Below are 18,713 nucleotides of genomic sequence, written 5' to 3'. Positions count from 1 at the left end.
GGCAGTTTCGGACTCAGCCATTCATGGGCATTTTCTCGTTCGGCAAAAAAGACGACGACGCGCCGCGGCGCGGCGGTCGTACCGGGACCTCCCGGAACGTGCGCACGGAGCGCACCACTGAACGCGTCGAGCGCCGCTCGCGCCGCACCGAGCGTCCGGAATCGGACGCGCTGCTCCTCGATCCGACCCTTCCAGAAAAGCAACGCGCACGCCGTCGTCTCGTCGGCGCGATCGCGCTCGTCGTGGCAGCCGTGATCGTGCTGCCGATGGTGCTCGATTCGCACCCGAAGCCGGTCACGGACGACATCGCGATCGACATCCCGAACCGGCCCGCGCACCAGGCGGTCGCGCCGCGTGACGACGATGCGGCCGACGTGCAGGCAGGCGTCGCGCACGACGAACCGCCGGCGTCCGACACGGCCGTCGCGGCCGCACCGGCACCCGTGCCGGCGCCCGCAACCAGGCCGGCCGCGCAACCCGATACGACGACCACGGCGAGCGTGACGCCGCCGAAGCCCGCGCCGAAGCCGGCCGCGCCCGCAGCGAAACCGGCCGCGCCGAAGCCCGCGACCGTCGCGAATGCCGACGCCGCGAGCCCGGACAGCGGCGACGCATCGTCGCCGGCATCGCCGGCCGGCGCACGTTTCGCGGTGCAGCTCGGTTCGTTCAAGGACGATGCGACGGCCCGTTCGTGGGCAACCAAGTTGAAATCGGCGGGTGTGCCCGCATATGTCGAGCATCGCAAGCAGGCAGACGGCAGCACGGCTACACTGTTGCGTGCAGGCCCGTTCGCGGATCGCTCGGCGGCCTCCGCCGCGATCGCGAAGGTGCGCGAAGCCGGTCTGACGCAGTAACGCGCGATGCTGACGGCTTTCGACTACGCTGTATTGGCGGTGATCGTGTTGTCGGCGCTGCGGGGTGCGTGGCGCGGCTTCGTGTCGGAGATATTCGGGCTGATCGGCTGGATCGCGGCGATCGTGATTGCGGGCCGCTACGTCGGGCTGGTCGTGCCGTATATCCCGGCGAACTGGCCGGGCGGCGCGCTGACGCAATGGGTGATCGCCTTCGCGCTGCTCGTGATCGGCGTCGTGCTGGTCGCCGGTGTCGCAAACGCGCTGCTGTCGCGGATCGCGCAGGCGAGTGGCCTGGGCGGCGTCGACCGCTCGCTGGGCATGATGTTCGGGCTCGTCCGCGGCTGTGTGCTGGTGGTGCTGCTGGTCGCGGCGGCCGGGCTGACCGAACTGCCCAAACAGGATTTCTGGCGCAATGCGCTATTGCGTCCCTTTGCCGAACAGGGCGTGCACGAGCTGAAGCAGCTCCTGCCCGACGGCATGGCCCAGTACGTACGCGTGTGACGACGCGGCCGGGCAGGACGGAACCGATTTTGTCATTCTGAAGGACATGCCATGTGCGGCATCGTAGGCGTTATCTCCCAATCCCCGGTCAATCAGCTGATCTATGACAGCTTGCTGCTCCTGCAGCATCGCGGTCAGGACGCGGCGGGCATCGCGACGGCGGACGGCAGCAATTTCCACATGTACAAGGCGAACGGCATGGTGCGCGACGTGTTCCGCACGCGCAACATGCGCAGCCTGCCCGGCACCTACGGCATCGGCCAGGTGCGCTACCCGACGGCCGGTTCGGCGTCGAGCGAAGCCGAGGCGCAGCCGTTCTACGTGAACGCGCCGTTCGGGATCATCCTTGCGCACAACGGCAACCTGACGAACTGGCAGCAACTGAAGGACGAGATGTTCCGGATCGACCGCCGGCACATCAACACCAATTCCGACAGCGAAGTGCTGCTCAACGTGTTCGCGCACGAGCTGCAACTGTCGACCACCGGCCTCGAGCTCGATCCGGCGTCCGTGTTCAAGGCAGTCTCGGGCGTGCATCGCCGCCTGCAGGGTTCGTATGCGATCGTGTCGCTGATTGCCGGCTACGGCCTGCTCGCGTTCCGCGATCCGTTCGGCATCCGTCCGCTGTGCATCGGCAAGCTCGAGACCGAGCACGGCACCGAATGGATGGTCGCGTCGGAGTCGGTGGCGGTCGAAGGCATCGGTTTCGAATTCGTGCGTGACCTGGAGCCGGGCGAAGCGATCTTCATCGACAAGGCCGGCAACTTCCACAGCCAGCAGTGCGCGGAGAACCCGACGCTGAATCCGTGCATGTTCGAATACGTGTATCTGGCCCGTCCGGATTCGTGCCTCGACGGCGTGCCGGTCTACAACGTGCGCCTGCGCATGGGCGACTATCTCGCCGAGAAGATCAAGCGCGAACTGCCGAACGTGCCGATCGACGTCGTGATGCCGATTCCCGATTCGTCGCGCCCGGCTGCGATGCAGGTCGCCGCGAAGCTCGGCGTCGAGTATCGCGAGGGCTTCTTCAAGAACCGCTACGTCGGCCGTACGTTCATCATGCCGGGGCAGGCCGTGCGCAAGAAGTCGGTGCGCCAGAAGCTCAACGCGATGAGCATCGAGTTCAAGGACAAGAACGTGCTGATCGTCGACGACTCGATCGTGCGCGGCACGACCTCGCATGAAATCGTGCAGATGGCGCGCGATGCGGGCGCGAAGTCGGTGATCTTCGCGTCGGCCGCGCCGCCCGTGAAGTTCCCGAACGTGTACGGCATCGACATGCCGACGCGCGGCGAGCTCGTCGCACACGGCCGCTCCGACGAAGAAGTCGCGAAGATGATCGGCGCCGACCACCTGATCTACCAGGACGTCGACGACCTGCGCCGCGCGGTGCGCGACATCAACCCGAAGCTCGAGCGCTTCGAGGCATCGTGCTTCGACGGCAACTACATCACCGGCGACGTGACGCCCGAGTATCTCGATGCGATCGAGCGTGCGCGTCTCGCGCCGGCGTCGCAGGCCGATCGCGACACGGCCGGCGACACCGAGCGTTCGCAGATGAACCTGCAACTGTCGGTCGAGTGACACCGGCGCACGCGCCCGGAGAAGCGTGCTAGGATGTGGCCTTGCGTCGATTTGATATCAGCTTGCGGACGCGGGGCGACTTCCCAAAACAGCTAAAGCGAAGGCCGGCGACAGCCGGCCCGAGTCGATCGCTGTCGTACCGCACCGAAGCCCGCTGATGCAGACGCATAGCGGGCTTTTTGTTTTTTGGCCTGGTTTTGATCTGGCCTGCGCGATGTGCGCGGCCATCGGATACGGAAAACGGAACATGGACGACTCCCTCAACTTCGACACGCTTGCCGTGCGCGCAGGCACGCTGCGCAGCGACTTCAACGAGCACTCGGAAGCGCTGTTCCTCACGTCGAGCTTCTGCTTCTCCAGCGCGGCTGACGCGGCCGAGCGCTTCGCGAACTCGGAAGACTACTTCACCTATTCGCGCTTCACGAACCCGACCGTCACCATGTTCCAGGAGCGTCTCGCGGCGCTCGAGGGCGGCGAGGCGTGCATCGCGACGGCGTCGGGGATGGCCGCGATCATGTCGGTCGTGATGTCCGCGCTGCAGGCCGGCGACCATCTCGTCAGCTCGCGCAGCCTGTTCGGTTCGACGCTCGGGATGTTCTCCCAGATCTTCAGCAAATTCGGGATCACGACGACCTTCGTCGACCCGACCGACCTGAACGCATGGCAGGAAGCCGTGCGGCCGGAAACCAAGATGTTCTTCCTCGAGACGCCGTCGAACCCGCTGACCGAACTCGCCGACATCGAGGCGATCGGCAAGATCGCGAAGGCCGCGAATGCGCTGTTCGTCGTCGACAACTGTTTCTGCAGCCCGGTGCTGCAGCAACCGTTGAAGCTCGGCGCGGATGTCGTGATGCACTCGGCGACGAAATTCCTCGACGGGCAGGGTCGCGTGCTCGGCGGTGCGCTGGTCGGCTCGAAGGAATTCATCATGGGCAAGGTGTTCCCGTTCGTGCGCAGCGCGGGCCCGACGCTGTCGGCCTTCAACGCGTGGGTGCTGCTGAAGGGGATGGAAACGCTGTCGCTGCGCGTCGAGAAGCAATCGGCGAACGCGCTGGAAATCGCACGCTGGCTCGATTCGCATCCGGCCGTGGCGCGCGTGTTCTATCCGGGCCTCGAATCGCATCCGCAGTATGAACTCGCGAAGCGTCAGCAGAAGGCGGGCGGCGCCATCGTGTCGTTCGAGCTGAAGGGCGATACGCCGGAGCAGCAGCGCGCGAACGCGTGGCGTGTGATCGACAACACGAAGCTCGTGTCGATTACCGGCAACCTCGGCGACACGCGCACGACGATCACGCATCCGGCCACCACGACGCACGGTCGTATCACGCCGGAAGCGCGTGCGGCAGCCGGGATCACCGAAGGGCTGATCCGCCTGGCGGTCGGCCTCGAGCACGCAGCCGACGTTCGCGCCGATCTCTCGCGCGGTCTCGAAGGCTGAGTCGCGCCGCCGGTTTCCGGGCCGGCATGAATGAAGCGGGCCGCTCGAAAGAGCGGCCCGTTGTCGGTTCTGCGCACATCTCGTACACGTGCGTGGCGTCGCCCGGTTCAGCCGGCGTGCCCGTGCGGCGGCGCGGCGCGCATCGCGTCGACCATCCACCGCAGCGTTTCATCGAGCGGCGTGACGGGCAATTCGCCCACCGCGCGCCGCAGCTTGTCGCGCGACCCGCTCAGGCTCTTCACCTCGTTGTGCCGCACGAAGCGCGGGTCGATCGTCACGTCGATCACGTAACCGGCGATGCGCGCCAGCATCGCCAGCACTTCCTTCAGCGAATACGCGCGCTCCGAGCAGACGTTGAACGTCTCGCCGGCCGGTGCGGCTTCGACCAGCTTCAGATAGGCGGCCGTCACGTCGCGTACGTCGGAGAAATCGCGGCTCACGTCGAGGTTGCCGAGCGAGATCCGCGGCGCGTTGCGCGCATAGTGCGCGACGAGCTTCGGCAGCAGGTACGCGTCGCTCTGGCCGGCACCCGTGTAGTTGAACGGTCGCGCGATCACGATCGGCAGCCGGTCGGCCCACAGCTTCGCCGCGTATTCCATCACGAGCTTGCTGACCGCGTAGTCGTTCGCCGGGGCCGGTGCGACGGTTTCGTCGAGCACGCCGGCCGTCGAGTTGCCGTAGATGTTCGCACTGCTTGCCAGCAGCACGGCCGACGGGCGGCGGTCGAGGCCCGCGAGTGCGGCCAGCAGGTTGCGCGTACCGGAGATGTTGACCGCGTAAGTTTGCGACGGCTCATCCTGCGCGACATGCGCGCGCGCGGCGAGATGCACGACCGCATCGGGCCGTGCGTCGGCCGCCGCCGCGCGCATCGCCTCTGCGTCGAGCAGGTCGACCGGCAGCAGCGTGCAGTGCGCGAACGCCGGATCGTCGGGGCGCGGCGCGCCGGGCGCGATCGTACCCCAGACGTCATAGCCGGCCGCCTGCAGGCGTTCGGCCATGTAGCGGCCCGTGAAGCCCGTCAGGCCCGTGACGAACGCACGGCGCGACGGGCGTCCGGTTTCAGAACGTGTCATGGTGTTGGTTCCGCGTCAAATCCGCTTCGACCATCATCTGGCAAAGTTGTTCGAGTGTCGTCTTGGGTGCCCAGCCGAGTTTGCTTTTCGCCTTGTCCGCGCAGCCGATCAGCAGGTCGACCTCGGCAGGGCGGTAGAACTTCGGGTTCACTTCGACGAGCACGTTGCCGGTGGCAGCATCGAGGCCGCGCTCCTGTTCGCCCTTGCCGGACCATTCGATCTGGTAGCCGGCCGCCGCGAACGCCATCCGGACGAAATCGCGCACGGTCTCGGTGCGGTTGGTCGCCAGCACGTAGGTGTCGGGCTCGTCGGCCTGCAGCATGCGCCACATCCCTTCGACGTATTCGAGTGCAAAGCCCCAGTCGCGCTTCGCGTCGAGGTTGCCGAGCTCGAGGCGCGTCGCCTTGCCGAGCTTGATCTTCGCGATCGTGTCGGTGATCTTGCGCGTGACGAACTCGCGGCCGCGCAGCGGCGACTCATGGTTGAACAGGATGCCGCTGCTGCCGAACAGGCCGTACGACTCGCGGTAGTTCACGGTCATCCAGTGCGCGTACAGCTTCGCGACGCCGTACGGGCTGCGCGGATAGAACGCGGTCGTCTCCGTCTGCGGAATGGCCTGCACCTTGCCGAACATCTCCGACGTCGATGCCTGGTAGAAACGCGTCTTCGGGCTCACGACGCGGATCGCCTCGAGCAGGTTCAGCGGGCCGATGCCGGTCACTTCGGCGGTCGTCGCCGGCTGGTCGAACGACACGCCGACGAAGCTCTGCGCGGCGAGGTTGTACAGCTCGTCGGGTTGCGTGCGTTCGAGCAGGCGCAGGCTCGAGCCGGCGTCGGTCAGGTCGTGCTCGACGAGCGTGAGGTTCGGGTGCGTGTCGACGCCGAGCTCGGCGATGCGCCAGAAATTCACCGAGCTGGTGCGGCGGTAGGTACCGGTGACCTCGTAGCCCTTGTCGAGCAGCAGCTTGGTCAGGTACGCACCGTCTTGCCCCGAAATCCCGGTGATGATGGCCTTCTTGCGAGTTTGGCTCATGGCGTTGTCCTGGTAGAAACGATGGATGGTGAAATTCAGGCGGTCGTGCCGGCGGCGGCCGGCAGCGCGCGGCGCGCGGGGCCGCGCGTCAGGCGCCGTTCGAAGCCGTACCAGCTCAGGGTTGCGTACGCGAGCGTGATCGCCAGCGCGAGCGCAGCCGTGACGAAGCGGTTCAGGTGCAGCGGCCAGAGCGCATACAACACGCTCAGGTGGATCAGGTACACGGTGTAGCTGACGGTACCGACGTAGACGAGCATCGGGTTGGTCAGCACACGTTGCACGAGGCCGCGGCCGCGCAGCGCGATCACGACGATCGACGTGCACAGCAGCAGCGAGATGCTGTAGAGCGCCGCATTCGACAGCGGCGTGTTCGCGGCGCGGAAGCGCGGGAACGACAGGTGCAGCCAGCCGAGGATCGCGAGCGACACGAGCGCGCCCAGGATCGCGAGCGGGTAGAACGGCTCCAGCGCGCGTCGGTCGCGGCGCAGCACGATCGCGAGCAAGGCGCCTGCCGCGAGCAGATCCATCCGGAACGGCGTCAGGTAGTAGATCGGCCAGAACGAATCGAACCACGGCGTCGCGATCGCGCGCAGCACGGGTGCGGCGACGACCAGCGCGGCGGCGACCCACAGCAGCGCGCGCTCCGAGCACCACAGCACGACGAACGGCCAGAAGATATAAAACTGCTCCTCGACCGCGAGCGACCACAGCACGTTCAGGCTGTCATGGCCGATGCTGCCGAGCGACAGCCCGATGTTGGTCGAGAAAAACGCGAACCACGGCCAGTGCGGCAGCCAGCCCGCGCCGAACAGGAGCGTCGACACCACCAGCAGCAGCACGTACGGCGGCAGGATGCGGCGCACGCGGCGCGCATAAAAATGGCTGAAGTACGACTGCCCGCGCGCCTTGCGATCGAGCAGGATGCCGGTGATCAGCAGGCCGCTCAGTACGAAGAACAGGTCGACGCCCATCCACAGCGGCGCTTTCAGCGCGTGCTGCAGGAACACGGCGCCCACCGCGATCGCGCGCAGTCCGTCGAGCTGCACGATGCGGCCGTGGTGCGGCGGGGTCAGGTCGGCGGGTCGCGAGATGCCCGTCATCGCGCTGCTCCTTTGCGACGTACGGCCGGGGCCGCGTCGTGTCGCACATCCGATGCGTGAACGTAATGCATGCCTTTGAATGAAATATCGAGTCGAAATCGATTCTAGGGAAAAGAAATCGGCAAAAAAACGCGCGTCATTTATCTGACAGCAAACATTCGAATGCCGATTAATCCGGTCGAAAGATGAAAGGTTGGTGCCCGGACAGCCGTGACAGGCGGCGCAGAGCGGCATTTTCTACGTGGTGGCTAGCGTAATGCGGTCGTTATTGCCGTTTTCGGATGCGATTTATCGCCTGTTCCGGTTCGATATTTCAGGCAGAAACATCCCCAAATATTTCCAAATTTCTTGTGATTATTTTTGCTTGTAACCTGCATCGCGACGTTTGAAACCCATTTAGCGACAGGGCACGCCGGCGGCAGTCCGCGGCAGCGCCGGTCGCTGCTGCATCAAGTCTGGAGAAGCGCATTGCGACGTCTGATTCTGGTAGGCATGACGGTAAGCGCGGCGCTGCTGGCGAGCGCAGCGCCGGCCGAAACGGTGTTGCCCGCGACGACGTCGTGGATCGGCAACACGTTCGGCTATGGCGACGGCAGCTGGACGCAGATCGACATCCGCGCGATTGCGGTGACGCCTGAAGGCAAGGTGTATACGAATGCGCCGTGGGACGAGAGCGGGGCCGAGGCGAGCGTCTACCAGGACGGGAAGATGCTCGGCTTCGCCGGCGGCACGCACGGCTGGGGCAACCTCGGCGGCAACGCGATCGCCGTGAACAGCAAGTATGCGTATGTCGCGATCGGCGTCGGCAACGAGCGCGGCCACCTGCAATCGCCCGGCATCTGGCCGGACAAGGGCAAGCAGTGGTTCGGCATCTCGCGGCGCACGATCGGCGACATGAAGCAGCCCGCGCCGTTTCGCGCGTCGCCGCAGGTCGCGCCGGGCGGGCGCGCCGATGCCGGCCGCGCGCGGATGGCCGCGAGCTTCATGATGATGAACGAGGTGCCGGCCCCCGCGCGCTCGGAAGTGGGCGAGGCGAAGGCGGAAGTGGGCGGCCTCGCGGTGGACGACAAGACGCTGTTCGCGACGAATCCATCGCACGACGTCGTGAATGTCTACGACGCGGAGACGATGCAGCAGAAGGGCACGTGGAGCGCGCACGAGCCGGGCCGCATCGCGCTCGCCGGCGACGGCACGCTGTGGCTGCTGACCGATACGCTGAGCGGGCCCGCGCATCTCGTGCACGTGCGGGCCGACGGCCGCAAGCTCGACGATGCGCCCGCACTGCCGGAAGGTACCGACGCGGTGGACGTGGCGGTCGACGCGAAAGGGCGCGTGCTCGTCGCGGACAACGGGCCGCGCCAGCAGATCCTGATTTTCTCGAAAGGCGGCAAGGGCTATGCGCAGTCGGGCACGTTCGGCGAGCGCGGCGGCATCTTCGCGGGCCCCGTGCCGGGGCGTCCCGGGCCGCAGCGCTTCAACGGGCTGACGGGCGTCGGCGTCGACCGCGCGGGCAACATCTATGTATCGATGAACGGGATCGGGCCGCGCCACGACACGATCGGCGCGGGGCTCGGCGCGGTGCTGGAAAGCTACACGCCGGACGGCAAGCTGCGCTGGCAGGTGCAGGGGCTGCTGTTCGTCGACGGCGCGTGGCTCGACCCCGCACGGCCGAACAGCGTGTACACGGGCAACAAGCGCTTCGAGCTCGACCTGTCGAAGCCGCCGGGCCAGGACTGGAAATACGTCGGCTTCCTGTCGAATCGCTTCAAGTATCCGGACGATCCCGTGTTCCACACGGACCAGTATCCGGGCATGCCGATCGCGCGGCGCGTCGACGGCCGCACGTTCCTGTACCTGACCGACATGTACGCCGATCACCTGAAGATCTACCGCTTCGACGCGAAGCGCGACGGCGAGGTCGCGATTCCGTCGGGCCTGATCGCGGGCCGCGCTCGGCCGGTCGACAAGGTGCCGAACAAGCCGCCTGGCGGCGACTGGCTGTGGCGCGACGCGAACGGCAACGGCCGGATCGATGCCGACGAATCCGAGATCAACACGACGGGCAAGGCGAAGGCGGGCGGCTGGGGCTGGTGGGTCGACACGAAGGGCGACATCTGGCGTACCAGCGACGTGCGCGGCATCCACCGCTTCCAGTACGGCGGCGTCGACAAGGCCGGCAACCCGATCTACTCGTACGACAAGGTCACGACCTATCCGATGCCGCAGCCGTTCACGCAGCTGCGCCGTTCGATCTACGAGCCGCAGACCGACACGCTGTACGTGACCGGCTACACGGCCGACGCGCCGCCGCAGCCGGGCATCAACAAGGAAGTGGGGCGCGTGCTGATCCGCTTCGACAAGTGGTCGACGGGCTCGCCGGTCGTGCGCTACCAGGTGGCGCTGCCGTGGCAGCTCGATGCGAAGCCGATCCTGGACCTGATCGGGATCACGGTCGAGGGCCGCTACATCTTCACCGTGGAGCCGGTCGGCAAGATCCACGTGTACGACAAGGACACCGGCAAGGAAGTGGGCGTGATGAGCCCGGGCACCGAGGTCGGCAAGGCATCCGGCTGGGTCGACGTGCCGTTCGGCATCAGCGCATTCCGGCGCGAGAACGGCGAATACCTCGTGTTCGTCGAGGAAGACGCGCGCGGCAAGGTGCTGATGTATCGCTGGAAACCGTGACGGGCGGCGCGCCGTCGTCGCTGTCACTCAAGGCATGAGCATGGACAAAGGCATTCTAAAGAACGTTTCGATCAACTTCATCGGGCTGATCCTGCCGACCTTCGTGTCGCTGGTGACGGTGCCCGCCTATATCCACGCGCTCGGCGTCGAGCGTTATGGCGTCGTCAGCCTCGTGTGGACCCTGATCGGCTATTTCGGGATCCTCGATCTCGGAATGAGCATGGCCGCGCAGAACCACATCTCGAAGGCGCTCGCGAGCGGCAACGCCGACGAAAGCGCGCGCGTGTTCTGGAGCGCGTTCTGGCTGAATCTCGGCACCGGCATCGTCGGCGGGCTGCTGATCTATTTCGGCGCGTTCGTCTACACCGCGTACTTCACGAAGGTCTCGGCCGAGATGCAGCACGAGGTGTATCTCGCGCTGCCGTGGCTCGCGCTCGCGATTCCGCTCGCCAACGTGTCGTGGGTGTTCGCCGGCGCGATCAACGGCGCCGAACGGTTCGGCGTGTTCAACACGAACCAGACGATCGGCACGTTCCTGTTCCAGCTGCTGCCGCTCGGCGCCGCGTGGTGGATCGCGCCGAACCTGCAGACGGTGCTCGCGGCGGCCGTCGTCGCGCGCCTGATCGCGGCGGTGATGCTCGGCCAGGCCAGCATCAAGGTGCTCGGGATCCGGCGCATCGATCCGCCGCAGTGGGGCACAGCGAAAGGGCTGTTCAACTTCGGCGGCTGGATGCTGATCGCGAGCACGACGAGCATGATCGCCGACACGCTCGATCGCGTGATGCTCGGCGCCGGCATGGGCGCGAAGTTCGTCACCTACTACACGGTGCCGCAGAACCTCGTCACGCGCCTGAACATGCTGCCGAACGCGCTCGTGCGCACGCTGTTTCCACGCCTGTCGGCGGTGGGTCGCGATCACGCCGACACGCTCGCGCGGCAGTCGCTCGAATTCCTGAACGGCGTGTTCACGCCGGTCGGCATCGTCGCGATCTTCGCGCTTGCGCCGTTCCTCACGCTGTGGGTCGGCGCCGATCTCGCCGCGCATTCGGCGCCGGTCGGCCGCGTGCTGGTGATCAGCGTGTGGCTCGTCGGCCAGGCGAGCGTGACGCGGATCCTGATCCAGTCGCAGGTCAATCCGGCCCGCGCGGCATTCGCCGGACTCGTCGAGATGCCGTTCTTCGTCGGCGGCCTGTGGTTCGGCATTCATCACTTCGGGCTGATCGGCGCGGCGGTGGTCGTCGCGGCGCGTGCGCTCGTCGACTACGGCGTGCTGCTGTACCTGTCGGCGATCCGGATGCGCGCGATCGTGCTCGACATGCTTGCGCACCTCGCGTTCCTGCTGGCGAGCCTGTTCCTGGCGCAGGCCTGGCCGGGGCTCGGCGAATCGATCGGCATGTGCGCGGTCGTGCTGGTGCTGAACGTCGCGTGGTCGCTCACGATGACGCCGGGGCTGCGCGCACTCGTGCGCGACCTGTTTGTCCGTCTCAATGCGAGGAAAACCGTATGAATCGCGATCTGGCGGAACACGCCGTCCTGAATCTCGCCACGGCCGATGCCGCCGCGGCCCACGCGGGCGATGCCGCCGCGCTGCACCGCGCGGTGCCGGCCGAGCGGGCCCGTGCACGGCAGCCGTCCCGCGCGCTGCGCGTGGCGATCGTCCACGACTGGCTCGTCACCTATGCGGGCGCCGAGCGCGTGCTCGAACAGATCGTCGCGTGCTTTCCCGACGCCGACCTGTTCAGCCTCGTCGATTTCCTCGACGACCGCGCGTTCGTGCGCGGCAAGCCGGTGACGACGTCGTTCATCCAGAAGCTGCCGTTCGCGCGCACCAAATACCGCAGCTACCTGCCGCTGATGCCGCTCGCGATCGAGCAGCTCGACGTGTCCGAGTACGACCTCGTGATCTCGAGCAGCCACGCGGTCGCGAAGGGCGTGCTGACGGGGCCGGACCAGGTGCACATCAGCTACGTGCATTCGCCGATCCGCTATGCGTGGGACCTGCAGCACCAGTATCTGGAACAGTCGAACCTCACGCACGGGCCGAAATCGCTGCTCGCGCGGATGATCCTGCATTACATCCGCAACTGGGACACGCGCACCGCGAACGCGGTGGACGGCTTCGTCGCCAACTCCGCGTTCATCGCGCGGCGCATCAAGAAGGTCTACCACCGCGATGCGGCGGTGATCTTCCCGCCGGTCGACGTCGACGCATTTTCGCTGAACGCCGAGAAGGACGATTTCTACCTGACCGCGTCGCGGATGGTGCCGTACAAGAAGATCGACCTGATCGTCGAAGCCTTCTCGCGCACGCCCGAGCGCAAGCTCGTCGTGATCGGCGACGGCCCGGAGATGCAGAAGATCCGCGCGAAGGCGGGCCCGAACGTCGAGATCATGGGCTACCAGCCGTTCGCGGTGCTGCACGACCGGATGCGGCGCGCGAAGGCGTTCGTGTTTGCGGCCGAGGAGGATTTCGGGATCTCGGTCGTCGAGGCGCAGGCATGCGGCACGCCGGTGATCGCGTACGGCAAGGGCGGCGCGCTCGAAACCGTGCTCGACCCGCAATCGGACCTGAACCCGACCGGGCTGTTCTTCGACGAACAGACGCCGCACGCGATCGTCGCGGCCGTCGACGATTTCGAGCGCGCGCCGCAGCGCTTCACGCCGGCCGCCTGCCGCACGAACGCGGAGCGGTTTTCCGCCGATACGTTCCGGCGGCGCTTCCTCGACTATGTAGAGGAAGCGCTGCCCGGCTCGACGGCGCAGCGCGGCACGGCGATCGCGCCGATGCCGGCCGCGCGCGGCCCGGCGACGCTCGTGCTCGACCAGAGCGGCGTGCTCGGCGGTGCCGAGCTGTCGCTGCTCGAGATCATGAAGCACATGCGCGCGAACGCCGACGTGCTGCTGTTCGACGACGGCCCGTTCCGCGCGGCGCTCGACGAGATCGGCGCGCGCGTCGACGTGGTCGACCAGGGTGCGCTCGCGGGCGTGCGCAAGCAGGGCGGCGTGTCGCTCGGCGCGGTGAAGCAGCTCGTGCGGCTGGTGCGCGATGTCGCGCGCCGCGCACGCCGTGCCGAAGTGATCTACGCGAACACGCAGCGCGCGATGGTGGTCGCCGCGCTGGCCGGACGGCTCGCGCGCAAGCCGGTCGTCTGGCACCTGCGCGACATCGTCAGCACCGACCATTTCGGCAGCAAGCAGTTGCTGGCGATCAAGTATTGCTCGCGGCTCGGCGTCACGCGCGTGATCGCGAACTCCGACGCATCCGCGCAGGCGTTCCGCACGCTGACGGGCTTCACGCCGCAGCACGTCGACGTCGTGTTCAACGGGATTTCGTCCGAGCCGTTCGACGCACTGGAAGGCGTCAGCCAGGCCGCGCTGCGCACGCGCCTCGGGTTGCCCGAGAACGCATGGCTCGTCGGTTCGTTCAGCCGGCTCGCGCGCTGGAAGGGGCAGCACGTGCTGCTGGAAGCCGCCGCACGGCATCCCGACATGCACGTGGTGCTGGTCGGCGCGCCGCTGTTCGGCGAGGACGAATACGCGGCGCAGCTGCACGAATACGTCGCGCGGCACGGGATGGACGAGCGCGTGCATTTCCTCGGCTTCCAGCGCGACGTGGCCGCCTGCATGACGGCGGTCGACGTCGTCGCGCATACGTCGATTACGCCGGAGCCGTTCGGGCGCGTGATCGTCGAAGGGATGCTCGCACGCCGGCCGGTCGTCGCGGCCCGCGCGGGCGGCGTCGTCGAGATCATCGAGGACGGCGACAACGGGCTGCTCTGCGAGCCGGGCGACGCGACCGCGCTGGCCGGCGCGCTCGACAGGCTGAAGCGCGACGGTGCGCGGCGCGCGCGGCTCGTCGCGAGCGGGCGCGCGACGGCGGTGCGCCGGTTCGGCACCGAGACCTATGTGGAGCGCGTCGAGAAGATCCTCTCGGATACGGCGAAAGCCGCGAAGGCGAAGAAGCGGTAGCCGTAGCCGGCGTGCGCCGGCGGGAAACGGGCCCTCATACGGCGTTGCGCCGCGTGGGGGCTTTGCTTTTCGGGGAGTCTGGTTCGGCGGGCGAGATGGCTTGCGAGGTGCGTGAGGTGCGAGATTGACTGATCGCATTTCTATGGCGATCGTGAAGCGGCAACAACCCGCGCGGGGGCAGTCGCGTGGCGGCAACCGGCCAGGGACGGCCCACACGCGCCGTGGCGCGGCCGGACGGCAGCGGGCTGCCCCATCCCCGTGCAATCCGGCATGCAACCGCGTGCCGGCCGTGAAAAAGCCCCCGCACGGCGACACGCCGCACGGGGGCTTCGACATCCTGCCAACCGCGTCAGGCGGCCCGTTCGGGCGCCGGCGCGACGACGCGGGCCGGGCGCGTCGGCTTGAAGCTGGCCGACCACATCATCGCCGGCCGTTCGAACATCCGGTAGAACAGGTACGCGACCGGGACCGCGACGGCCATGAACGCGAACGACGGCCAGATCGACAGCTGCAGTTCGGAGTGGAACAGCACCGAGCCGAGGCAGACGAACAGCGGCAGGTGGACGAGGTACAGCGAATAGCTGAAGTCGCCGAACCAGCTCAGCACGCGCAGCGGCGGCGTCGGGCGCGGCGGGCGGGCGAGCGCGCGGTACAGGAAGCACGCGAAGCCGGCCGACCACAGCTGGAATGCACCGTACTGGCCGAAGTGGAACGCGCCGCAGCCGGCGGCCAGCAGAACGGCGGCCGCCACGTACCACGCACGCGACGGCACGGGGGCGGCCGCGCCGCGCGCCTGCTGCGCACGCACGTCGGCGATCCATGCGCCGATCGTCCAGGACAGCCAGTACGACGTGAAGAACTGCAGGTCGTGCCGTTCGAGCAGCCACGCCGACGCGACGTTGACGATCGCAATCGCGGCCACGACGGCCGGCATGCCGATGCGTCGGCGCAGCGCGAACAGCAGCGGGTAGATCGCGTAGAACTGCACCTCGAGCGATAGCGTCCACAGCGCGCCGTTCGACCCGTACGTGTAGCCGGCCACGCCTTGGAGCGAGAACAGGTTCACGAGGAACGCGAGGATGCCGACGTCGCGGATCTTGTGGCTGACGGGCTCGATCTGCAGGCTGACGGAGTCGAGCGCGAGCGTGAACAGCAGCGCGGCGAGCAGCACCGGGTAGATGCGCGCGAACCGGCGTATCCAGAAGTTCGGTGCGTCGAGCCGGTACGCGGGGTTGGCCGCGAGCTTGAGCGCCGCGTTGCGATGGATGCAGTAGCCGCTGATCACGAAGAAGATCGGCACGCCGGCGGAGCCCCACGCGAACGGGAAGGTCAGGTAGCCGGCGATCACGCTCGGGTTCAGGGCATGGCCGTAAGCCTGATGGAAGCTCTGCATGCCGACCCAGACGACCTGCCGGCAGTGGAAGTAGGCGACGAGCAGCGCCGCGAAGCCGCGCATCGCGTCGATCACGTGTTCCTTGTGATCGGCGGCCGGCGGCGCGGTCAGAGACGATCCGCTGAAAGCTTGCATGCGATTCGATTCCTTGCGACGGATGGACGGGAAGTTTCACCCAATCGTAATGCGCAAGAATTCGATCAATGAATAAAAAAATCTCGCCCGGAAATAACGACATTCCACATCATGGTTTTGTCTCGGTCTGAAAGCGGTTCCGCGGGCGCTTCAATTATTTGCCGATTTTTTTCTGATAGTTTGAAGCATCCAGTTGATTGAGGCAAAGGAGCGGCAAGATGGACATGCATTGGATCGCGAGCGCTGCAGTACTGCTGGTCATGGCCGTGTTGTCGGCGTACCGCGAGGCGCTGAAGAACGAACCGATTCGCCCGGGTCTCGAACGGGGCGGCGTGCCCTATATCGAGGAATTCGAATCGTAAGTATTTGTATCCGGAAAATCGGTAATTTGTTTCTGTCTCGGCACTCGGTCCGGCAATATCGACCGAATGGAAGTGATTATATTTTTTTCGGAATAATTGGGCAATCGTCCATATCGATAATGAGCGGAGTGGAATTGGCAGTACCGTCGATTCTCGATATGCCGTTCGGAACACAATCGCGCCGGGTCGCTGGTCGACGCGGCGCAGTCAACGCAATCAGGATGCGAACATGTTGAAAGTCACCAAGGCCGTGTTCCCCGTTGCCGGACTCGGCACGCGGTTCCTCCCGGCAACGAAGGCGAGCCCGAAGGAGATGTTGCCCGTCGTCGACAAGCCGCTGATTCAGTACGCGGTCGAGGAAGCGATCAACGCCGGTATCACCGAGATGATCTTCGTCACCGGGCGCAGCAAGCGCGCGATCGAGGATCACTTCGACAAGTCGTACGAGATCGAGGCCGAACTCGAGGCGCGCGGCAAGGAAAAGCTGCTGGAACTCGTGCGCGGCATCAAGCCGAGCAACGTCAATTGCTTCTACGTGCGCCAGCCGGAAGCACTCGGCCTCGGCCATGCGGTGCTGTGCGCGGAGAAGCTCGTGCACGGCGAGCCGTTCGCGGTGATCCTCGCCGACGACCTGTTGCACGGCGAACAGCCGGTGCTCAAGCAGCTCGTCGACGTGTTCGACCACTATCACAGCTCGGTGATCGGCGTCGAGACGATCGCGCGCGAGGACAGCCGCTCGTACGGCGTCGTCGAAGGCCGCGAATGGGAAGAGGACGTCATCAAGCTGTCGGGCATCATCGAGAAGCCGGCGCCCGAGGATGCGCCGTCGAATCTCGGCGTGGTCGGCCGCTACGTGTTCATGCCGACGATCTTCGATCATCTGCGCAAGCTCAAGCCGGGCGCCGGCGGCGAGCTGCAGCTGACCGATGCGGTCCAGTCGCTGCTCGCGAACGAGCAGGTGCTCGCGTACCGCTACTTCGGCACGCGCTTCGACTGCGGCAGCAAGATCGGCTATCTCAAGGCAACCGTCGAGCTCGCGCTCCAGCATCCGGAAGTGGCCCGCGAGTTCGAGGCATACCTGCGTACCTGCTTGCCCGCGCTGGCTGCTGTCGCATAAGCGGCTGCGCGCTCCGTTGTTTCAGGTGGTGGTTGTTCCGTTGGCCCCGGCCGCTCAGGCGCCGGGGCTTTTTTGCATCTGCGGCGTGCGCGATCGTGGTGCGTGCCGCCGGTGTGTCGTGCCGGATTCGGGCGTCGGGTGCGATGTGGGCGAGGTGGGTGTCGCGCCTGAAACCGGTGCCGACGCGCCGGCCCGGACGCGTGCTTCGGCGGTTTCGTCGGCGTGACGCCGGTTGACGTGCGGGCCGGCGCTGGGCAGCTCGGTGCCGCGCGATGAAGTCGCGCCGCTCGTCGAGCAGCGCGAAGTGGGCATCGCATTTCCTTCGGATCGGGTGCGCTTGCGCGTGACGTTCAGCGCGCCGACGTGCTCGGCTGCGCGGCGAAGTGCCGCGCGAGCATCGTGGCGATCGGCTTCTTGAAGTCGAGCAGCCGCTTTTCGAGGTAGCGCCAGGACAGGTGCGCAAGCAGCACGGCGAGCGCGAATTGCAGCATCTCGGGCAGCGCTTCGCGGACGAATTCCGGTATCGGCACGTGCGCGAAGGATGCGGGCAGCACGCCGAAGCGCGCCGGAATCAGGTTGTGGAACAGGTAGAAGCCGTAGCTGATCGTGCCGAGATACACGAGCGGCCCCCAGTCGAGCAGCGCGACGACCGGATGTTCGGGTTCGCTGACGATCCACAGCATCAGCGCGCCGAGCGACGCGGACAGGCCGAGATCCGCGAGCCCCGCGACTGCGTCGGGCAACGCCGTGCACGCGGGCAGTGCAAGGAAGAGCACGACGCCTGCCGCGCCGAGCCAGCCGGGCGGAGTGCGGCGTACGGCGGACGCGCCGCGATCGGCGAGCGCCATCGCACCGACGCCGCCGAGCGCGATCAGTGCGAAATTCCACGGGGAAAACGCGTAGATCAGCACCGGCGACGCATCGGACAGATAGAGCGCGAGATGCGCGACCGCGCACAGCGCGACGGCCGCGATGCCGAGCGCGACGTGTCGCGCGGCAGGCACCGCGAGCAGCGCGAGCGGGGCGATCAGATAGAACTGCTGTTCAACCGCGAGGCTCCAGAAGTGCGACGTGGAGCCTGGCCAGCCGTCCTTGACGACACCGATCCAGTAATTCGACAGGAACACCGCGTGCCACGCGAGCCCGAGATTGACGCCGCGCTGGTAGAACAGCGCATGCGCGATCGCGAGCGCGGCGAGCAGCAGGTAGTACACGGGAAAGATCCGCAGCGCGCGCTTCGCGAGGAACAGCGCGAACGCGTGACGGCGTGTCATGGTGCCGCACTCGACGGCCTGGCGATTGCGATGCAGCTCGCCGACGATCAGGAATCCGCTGATGAGGAAAAACGTCCACACACCAAGCTTGCCGACGTCGACGGCAAGGACGTGGCCCTTGTGGGACAGGAAAACGAGAATGACGGCGAGGGCTCGCAGGCCGTCGAGTCCTTTGACGTATCTGGCTTCGCGCAT

The 18,713-nt window shown here is 66.6% G+C and carries 14 protein-coding genes; 9 read left to right on the top strand and 5 right to left on the bottom strand.

Annotated features, from left to right (window positions below):
* Nucleotides 1–23 precede the first annotated feature (23 nt).
* The 4 genes from AC5LXX_RS25930 to AC5LXX_RS25915 all read left to right on the top strand — a co-directional run bounded on the left by AC5LXX_RS25930 (nt 24) and on the right by AC5LXX_RS25915 (nt 4,377).
* The gene (locus AC5LXX_RS25930) at nt 24–854 is read left to right on the top strand and encodes an SPOR domain-containing protein (protein ID WP_493411536.1); all 831 of its coding nucleotides are present in this window, start codon (nt 24–26) and stop codon (nt 852–854) included.
* Nucleotides 855–860: 6 nt separating this feature from the next.
* Nucleotides 861–1,355, top strand: coding sequence for a CvpA family protein (locus tag AC5LXX_RS25925; protein ID WP_027782633.1), 495 nt, complete (start codon nt 861–863; stop codon nt 1,353–1,355).
* A gap of 51 nt (nt 1,356–1,406) precedes the next feature.
* On the top strand, nt 1,407–2,939 hold the full coding sequence (gene purF, locus AC5LXX_RS25920) for an amidophosphoribosyltransferase (protein WP_493411535.1): 1,533 nt from the start codon (nt 1,407–1,409) through the stop codon (nt 2,937–2,939).
* A 247-nt stretch (nt 2,940–3,186) separates the two neighbouring features.
* Nucleotides 3,187–4,377 carry an O-succinylhomoserine sulfhydrylase gene (locus tag AC5LXX_RS25915; RefSeq protein WP_493411534.1) on the top strand — a complete coding sequence of 397 codons (1,191 nt, stop codon included), beginning with the start codon at nt 3,187–3,189 and terminating at the stop codon, nt 4,375–4,377.
* A gap of 107 nt (nt 4,378–4,484) precedes the next feature.
* Here the strand turns inward: AC5LXX_RS25915 and AC5LXX_RS25910 are convergent, their stop codons facing one another.
* Genes AC5LXX_RS25910 through AC5LXX_RS25900 form a run of 3 tightly spaced genes read right to left on the bottom strand, consistent with a single transcriptional unit; the run spans nt 4,485 to nt 7,583 of the window.
* Nucleotides 4,485–5,450 (bottom strand): NAD-dependent epimerase/dehydratase family protein, encoded by a 966-nt coding sequence (locus AC5LXX_RS25910; protein WP_493411533.1) that lies wholly within the window; start codon nt 5,448–5,450, stop codon nt 4,485–4,487.
* On the bottom strand, nt 5,437–6,483 hold the full coding sequence (gene gmd, locus AC5LXX_RS25905; RefSeq protein WP_322081588.1) for a GDP-mannose 4,6-dehydratase: 1,047 nt from the start codon (nt 6,481–6,483) through the stop codon (nt 5,437–5,439). Before gmd ends, AC5LXX_RS25910 begins: the two co-directional genes overlap by 14 nt.
* A 35-nt stretch (nt 6,484–6,518) precedes the next feature.
* Nucleotides 6,519–7,583: an acyltransferase family protein gene (locus AC5LXX_RS25900; RefSeq protein ID WP_493411532.1), complete on the bottom strand. Its 1,065-nt coding sequence runs from the start codon at nt 7,581–7,583 to the stop codon at nt 6,519–6,521.
* Nucleotides 7,584–8,075: 492 nt separating this feature from the next.
* Between AC5LXX_RS25900 and AC5LXX_RS25895 the strand changes: the two genes are divergently transcribed.
* Genes AC5LXX_RS25895 through AC5LXX_RS25885 form a run of 3 tightly spaced genes read left to right on the top strand, consistent with a single transcriptional unit; the run spans nt 8,076 to nt 14,237 of the window.
* On the top strand, nt 8,076–10,268 hold the full coding sequence (locus AC5LXX_RS25895; RefSeq protein WP_493413414.1) for an NHL repeat-containing protein: 2,193 nt from the start codon (nt 8,076–8,078) through the stop codon (nt 10,266–10,268).
* 40 nt (nt 10,269–10,308) lie between these two features.
* A complete protein-coding gene (locus AC5LXX_RS25890) occupies nt 10,309–11,775 on the top strand; it encodes a flippase (RefSeq protein ID WP_493411531.1) in 1,467 nt (488 codons plus the stop codon).
* Nucleotides 11,772–14,237: a glycosyltransferase family 4 protein gene (locus tag AC5LXX_RS25885; protein WP_493411530.1), complete on the top strand. Its 2,466-nt coding sequence runs from the start codon at nt 11,772–11,774 to the stop codon at nt 14,235–14,237. The genes AC5LXX_RS25890 and AC5LXX_RS25885 overlap by 4 nt, the downstream gene beginning before the upstream one ends.
* A 349-nt stretch (nt 14,238–14,586) precedes the next feature.
* On the opposite strand, the gene AC5LXX_RS25880 is transcribed toward AC5LXX_RS25885, so the two are convergent.
* On the bottom strand, nt 14,587–15,765 hold the full coding sequence (locus AC5LXX_RS25880; RefSeq protein ID WP_493411529.1) for an acyltransferase family protein: 1,179 nt from the start codon (nt 15,763–15,765) through the stop codon (nt 14,587–14,589).
* A 218-nt stretch (nt 15,766–15,983) separates the two neighbouring features.
* On the opposite strand from AC5LXX_RS25880, the gene AC5LXX_RS25875 reads away from it, so the two are divergent.
* Nucleotides 15,984–16,127, top strand: a complete 144-nt coding sequence (locus AC5LXX_RS25875; RefSeq protein WP_006479318.1) for a hypothetical protein — start codon at nt 15,984–15,986, stop codon at nt 16,125–16,127.
* Nucleotides 16,128–16,356: 229 nt separating this feature from the next.
* A complete protein-coding gene (gene galU, locus AC5LXX_RS25870) occupies nt 16,357–17,244 on the top strand; it encodes a UTP--glucose-1-phosphate uridylyltransferase GalU (RefSeq protein ID WP_085041520.1) in 888 nt (295 codons plus the stop codon).
* Between the two features lie 350 nt (nt 17,245–17,594).
* Here the strand turns inward: galU and AC5LXX_RS25865 are convergent, their stop codons facing one another.
* A complete protein-coding gene (locus AC5LXX_RS25865) occupies nt 17,595–18,713 on the bottom strand; it encodes an acyltransferase family protein (protein WP_493411528.1) in 1,119 nt (372 codons plus the stop codon).

This window comes from Burkholderia torrens (assembly GCF_984668525.1).
The sequence above is the reverse complement of the archived record's forward strand: the minus strand, read 5'-3'. Positions and strand labels throughout refer to the sequence as shown.

Coding starts and splice junctions, on each gene's coding strand:
- AC5LXX_RS25880 (WP_493411529.1), bottom strand. CDS start 15,765: ATGCAAGCTTTCAGCGGATCGTCTCTGACCGCGCCGCCGGCCGCCGAT.
- AC5LXX_RS25890 (WP_493411531.1), top strand. CDS start 10,309: ATGGACAAAGGCATTCTAAAGAACGTTTCGATCAACTTCATCGGGCTG.
- AC5LXX_RS25900 (WP_493411532.1), bottom strand. CDS start 7,583: ATGACGGGCATCTCGCGACCCGCCGACCTGACCCCGCCGCACCACGGC.
- gmd (WP_322081588.1), bottom strand. CDS start 6,483: ATGAGCCAAACTCGCAAGAAGGCCATCATCACCGGGATTTCGGGGCAA.
- AC5LXX_RS25910 (WP_493411533.1), bottom strand. CDS start 5,450: ATGACACGTTCTGAAACCGGACGCCCGTCGCGCCGTGCGTTCGTCACG.
- AC5LXX_RS25895 (WP_493413414.1), top strand. CDS start 8,076: ATGACGGTAAGCGCGGCGCTGCTGGCGAGCGCAGCGCCGGCCGAAACG.
- purF (WP_493411535.1), top strand. CDS start 1,407: ATGTGCGGCATCGTAGGCGTTATCTCCCAATCCCCGGTCAATCAGCTG.
- AC5LXX_RS25885 (WP_493411530.1), top strand. CDS start 11,772: ATGAATCGCGATCTGGCGGAACACGCCGTCCTGAATCTCGCCACGGCC.
- AC5LXX_RS25865 (WP_493411528.1), bottom strand. CDS start 18,713: ATGCGCGAAGCCAGATACGTCAAAGGACTCGACGGCCTGCGAGCCCTC.
- AC5LXX_RS25925 (WP_027782633.1), top strand. CDS start 861: ATGCTGACGGCTTTCGACTACGCTGTATTGGCGGTGATCGTGTTGTCG.
- galU (WP_085041520.1), top strand. CDS start 16,357: ATGTTGAAAGTCACCAAGGCCGTGTTCCCCGTTGCCGGACTCGGCACG.
- AC5LXX_RS25875 (WP_006479318.1), top strand. CDS start 15,984: ATGGACATGCATTGGATCGCGAGCGCTGCAGTACTGCTGGTCATGGCC.
- AC5LXX_RS25915 (WP_493411534.1), top strand. CDS start 3,187: ATGGACGACTCCCTCAACTTCGACACGCTTGCCGTGCGCGCAGGCACG.
- AC5LXX_RS25930 (WP_493411536.1), top strand. CDS start 24: ATGGGCATTTTCTCGTTCGGCAAAAAAGACGACGACGCGCCGCGGCGC.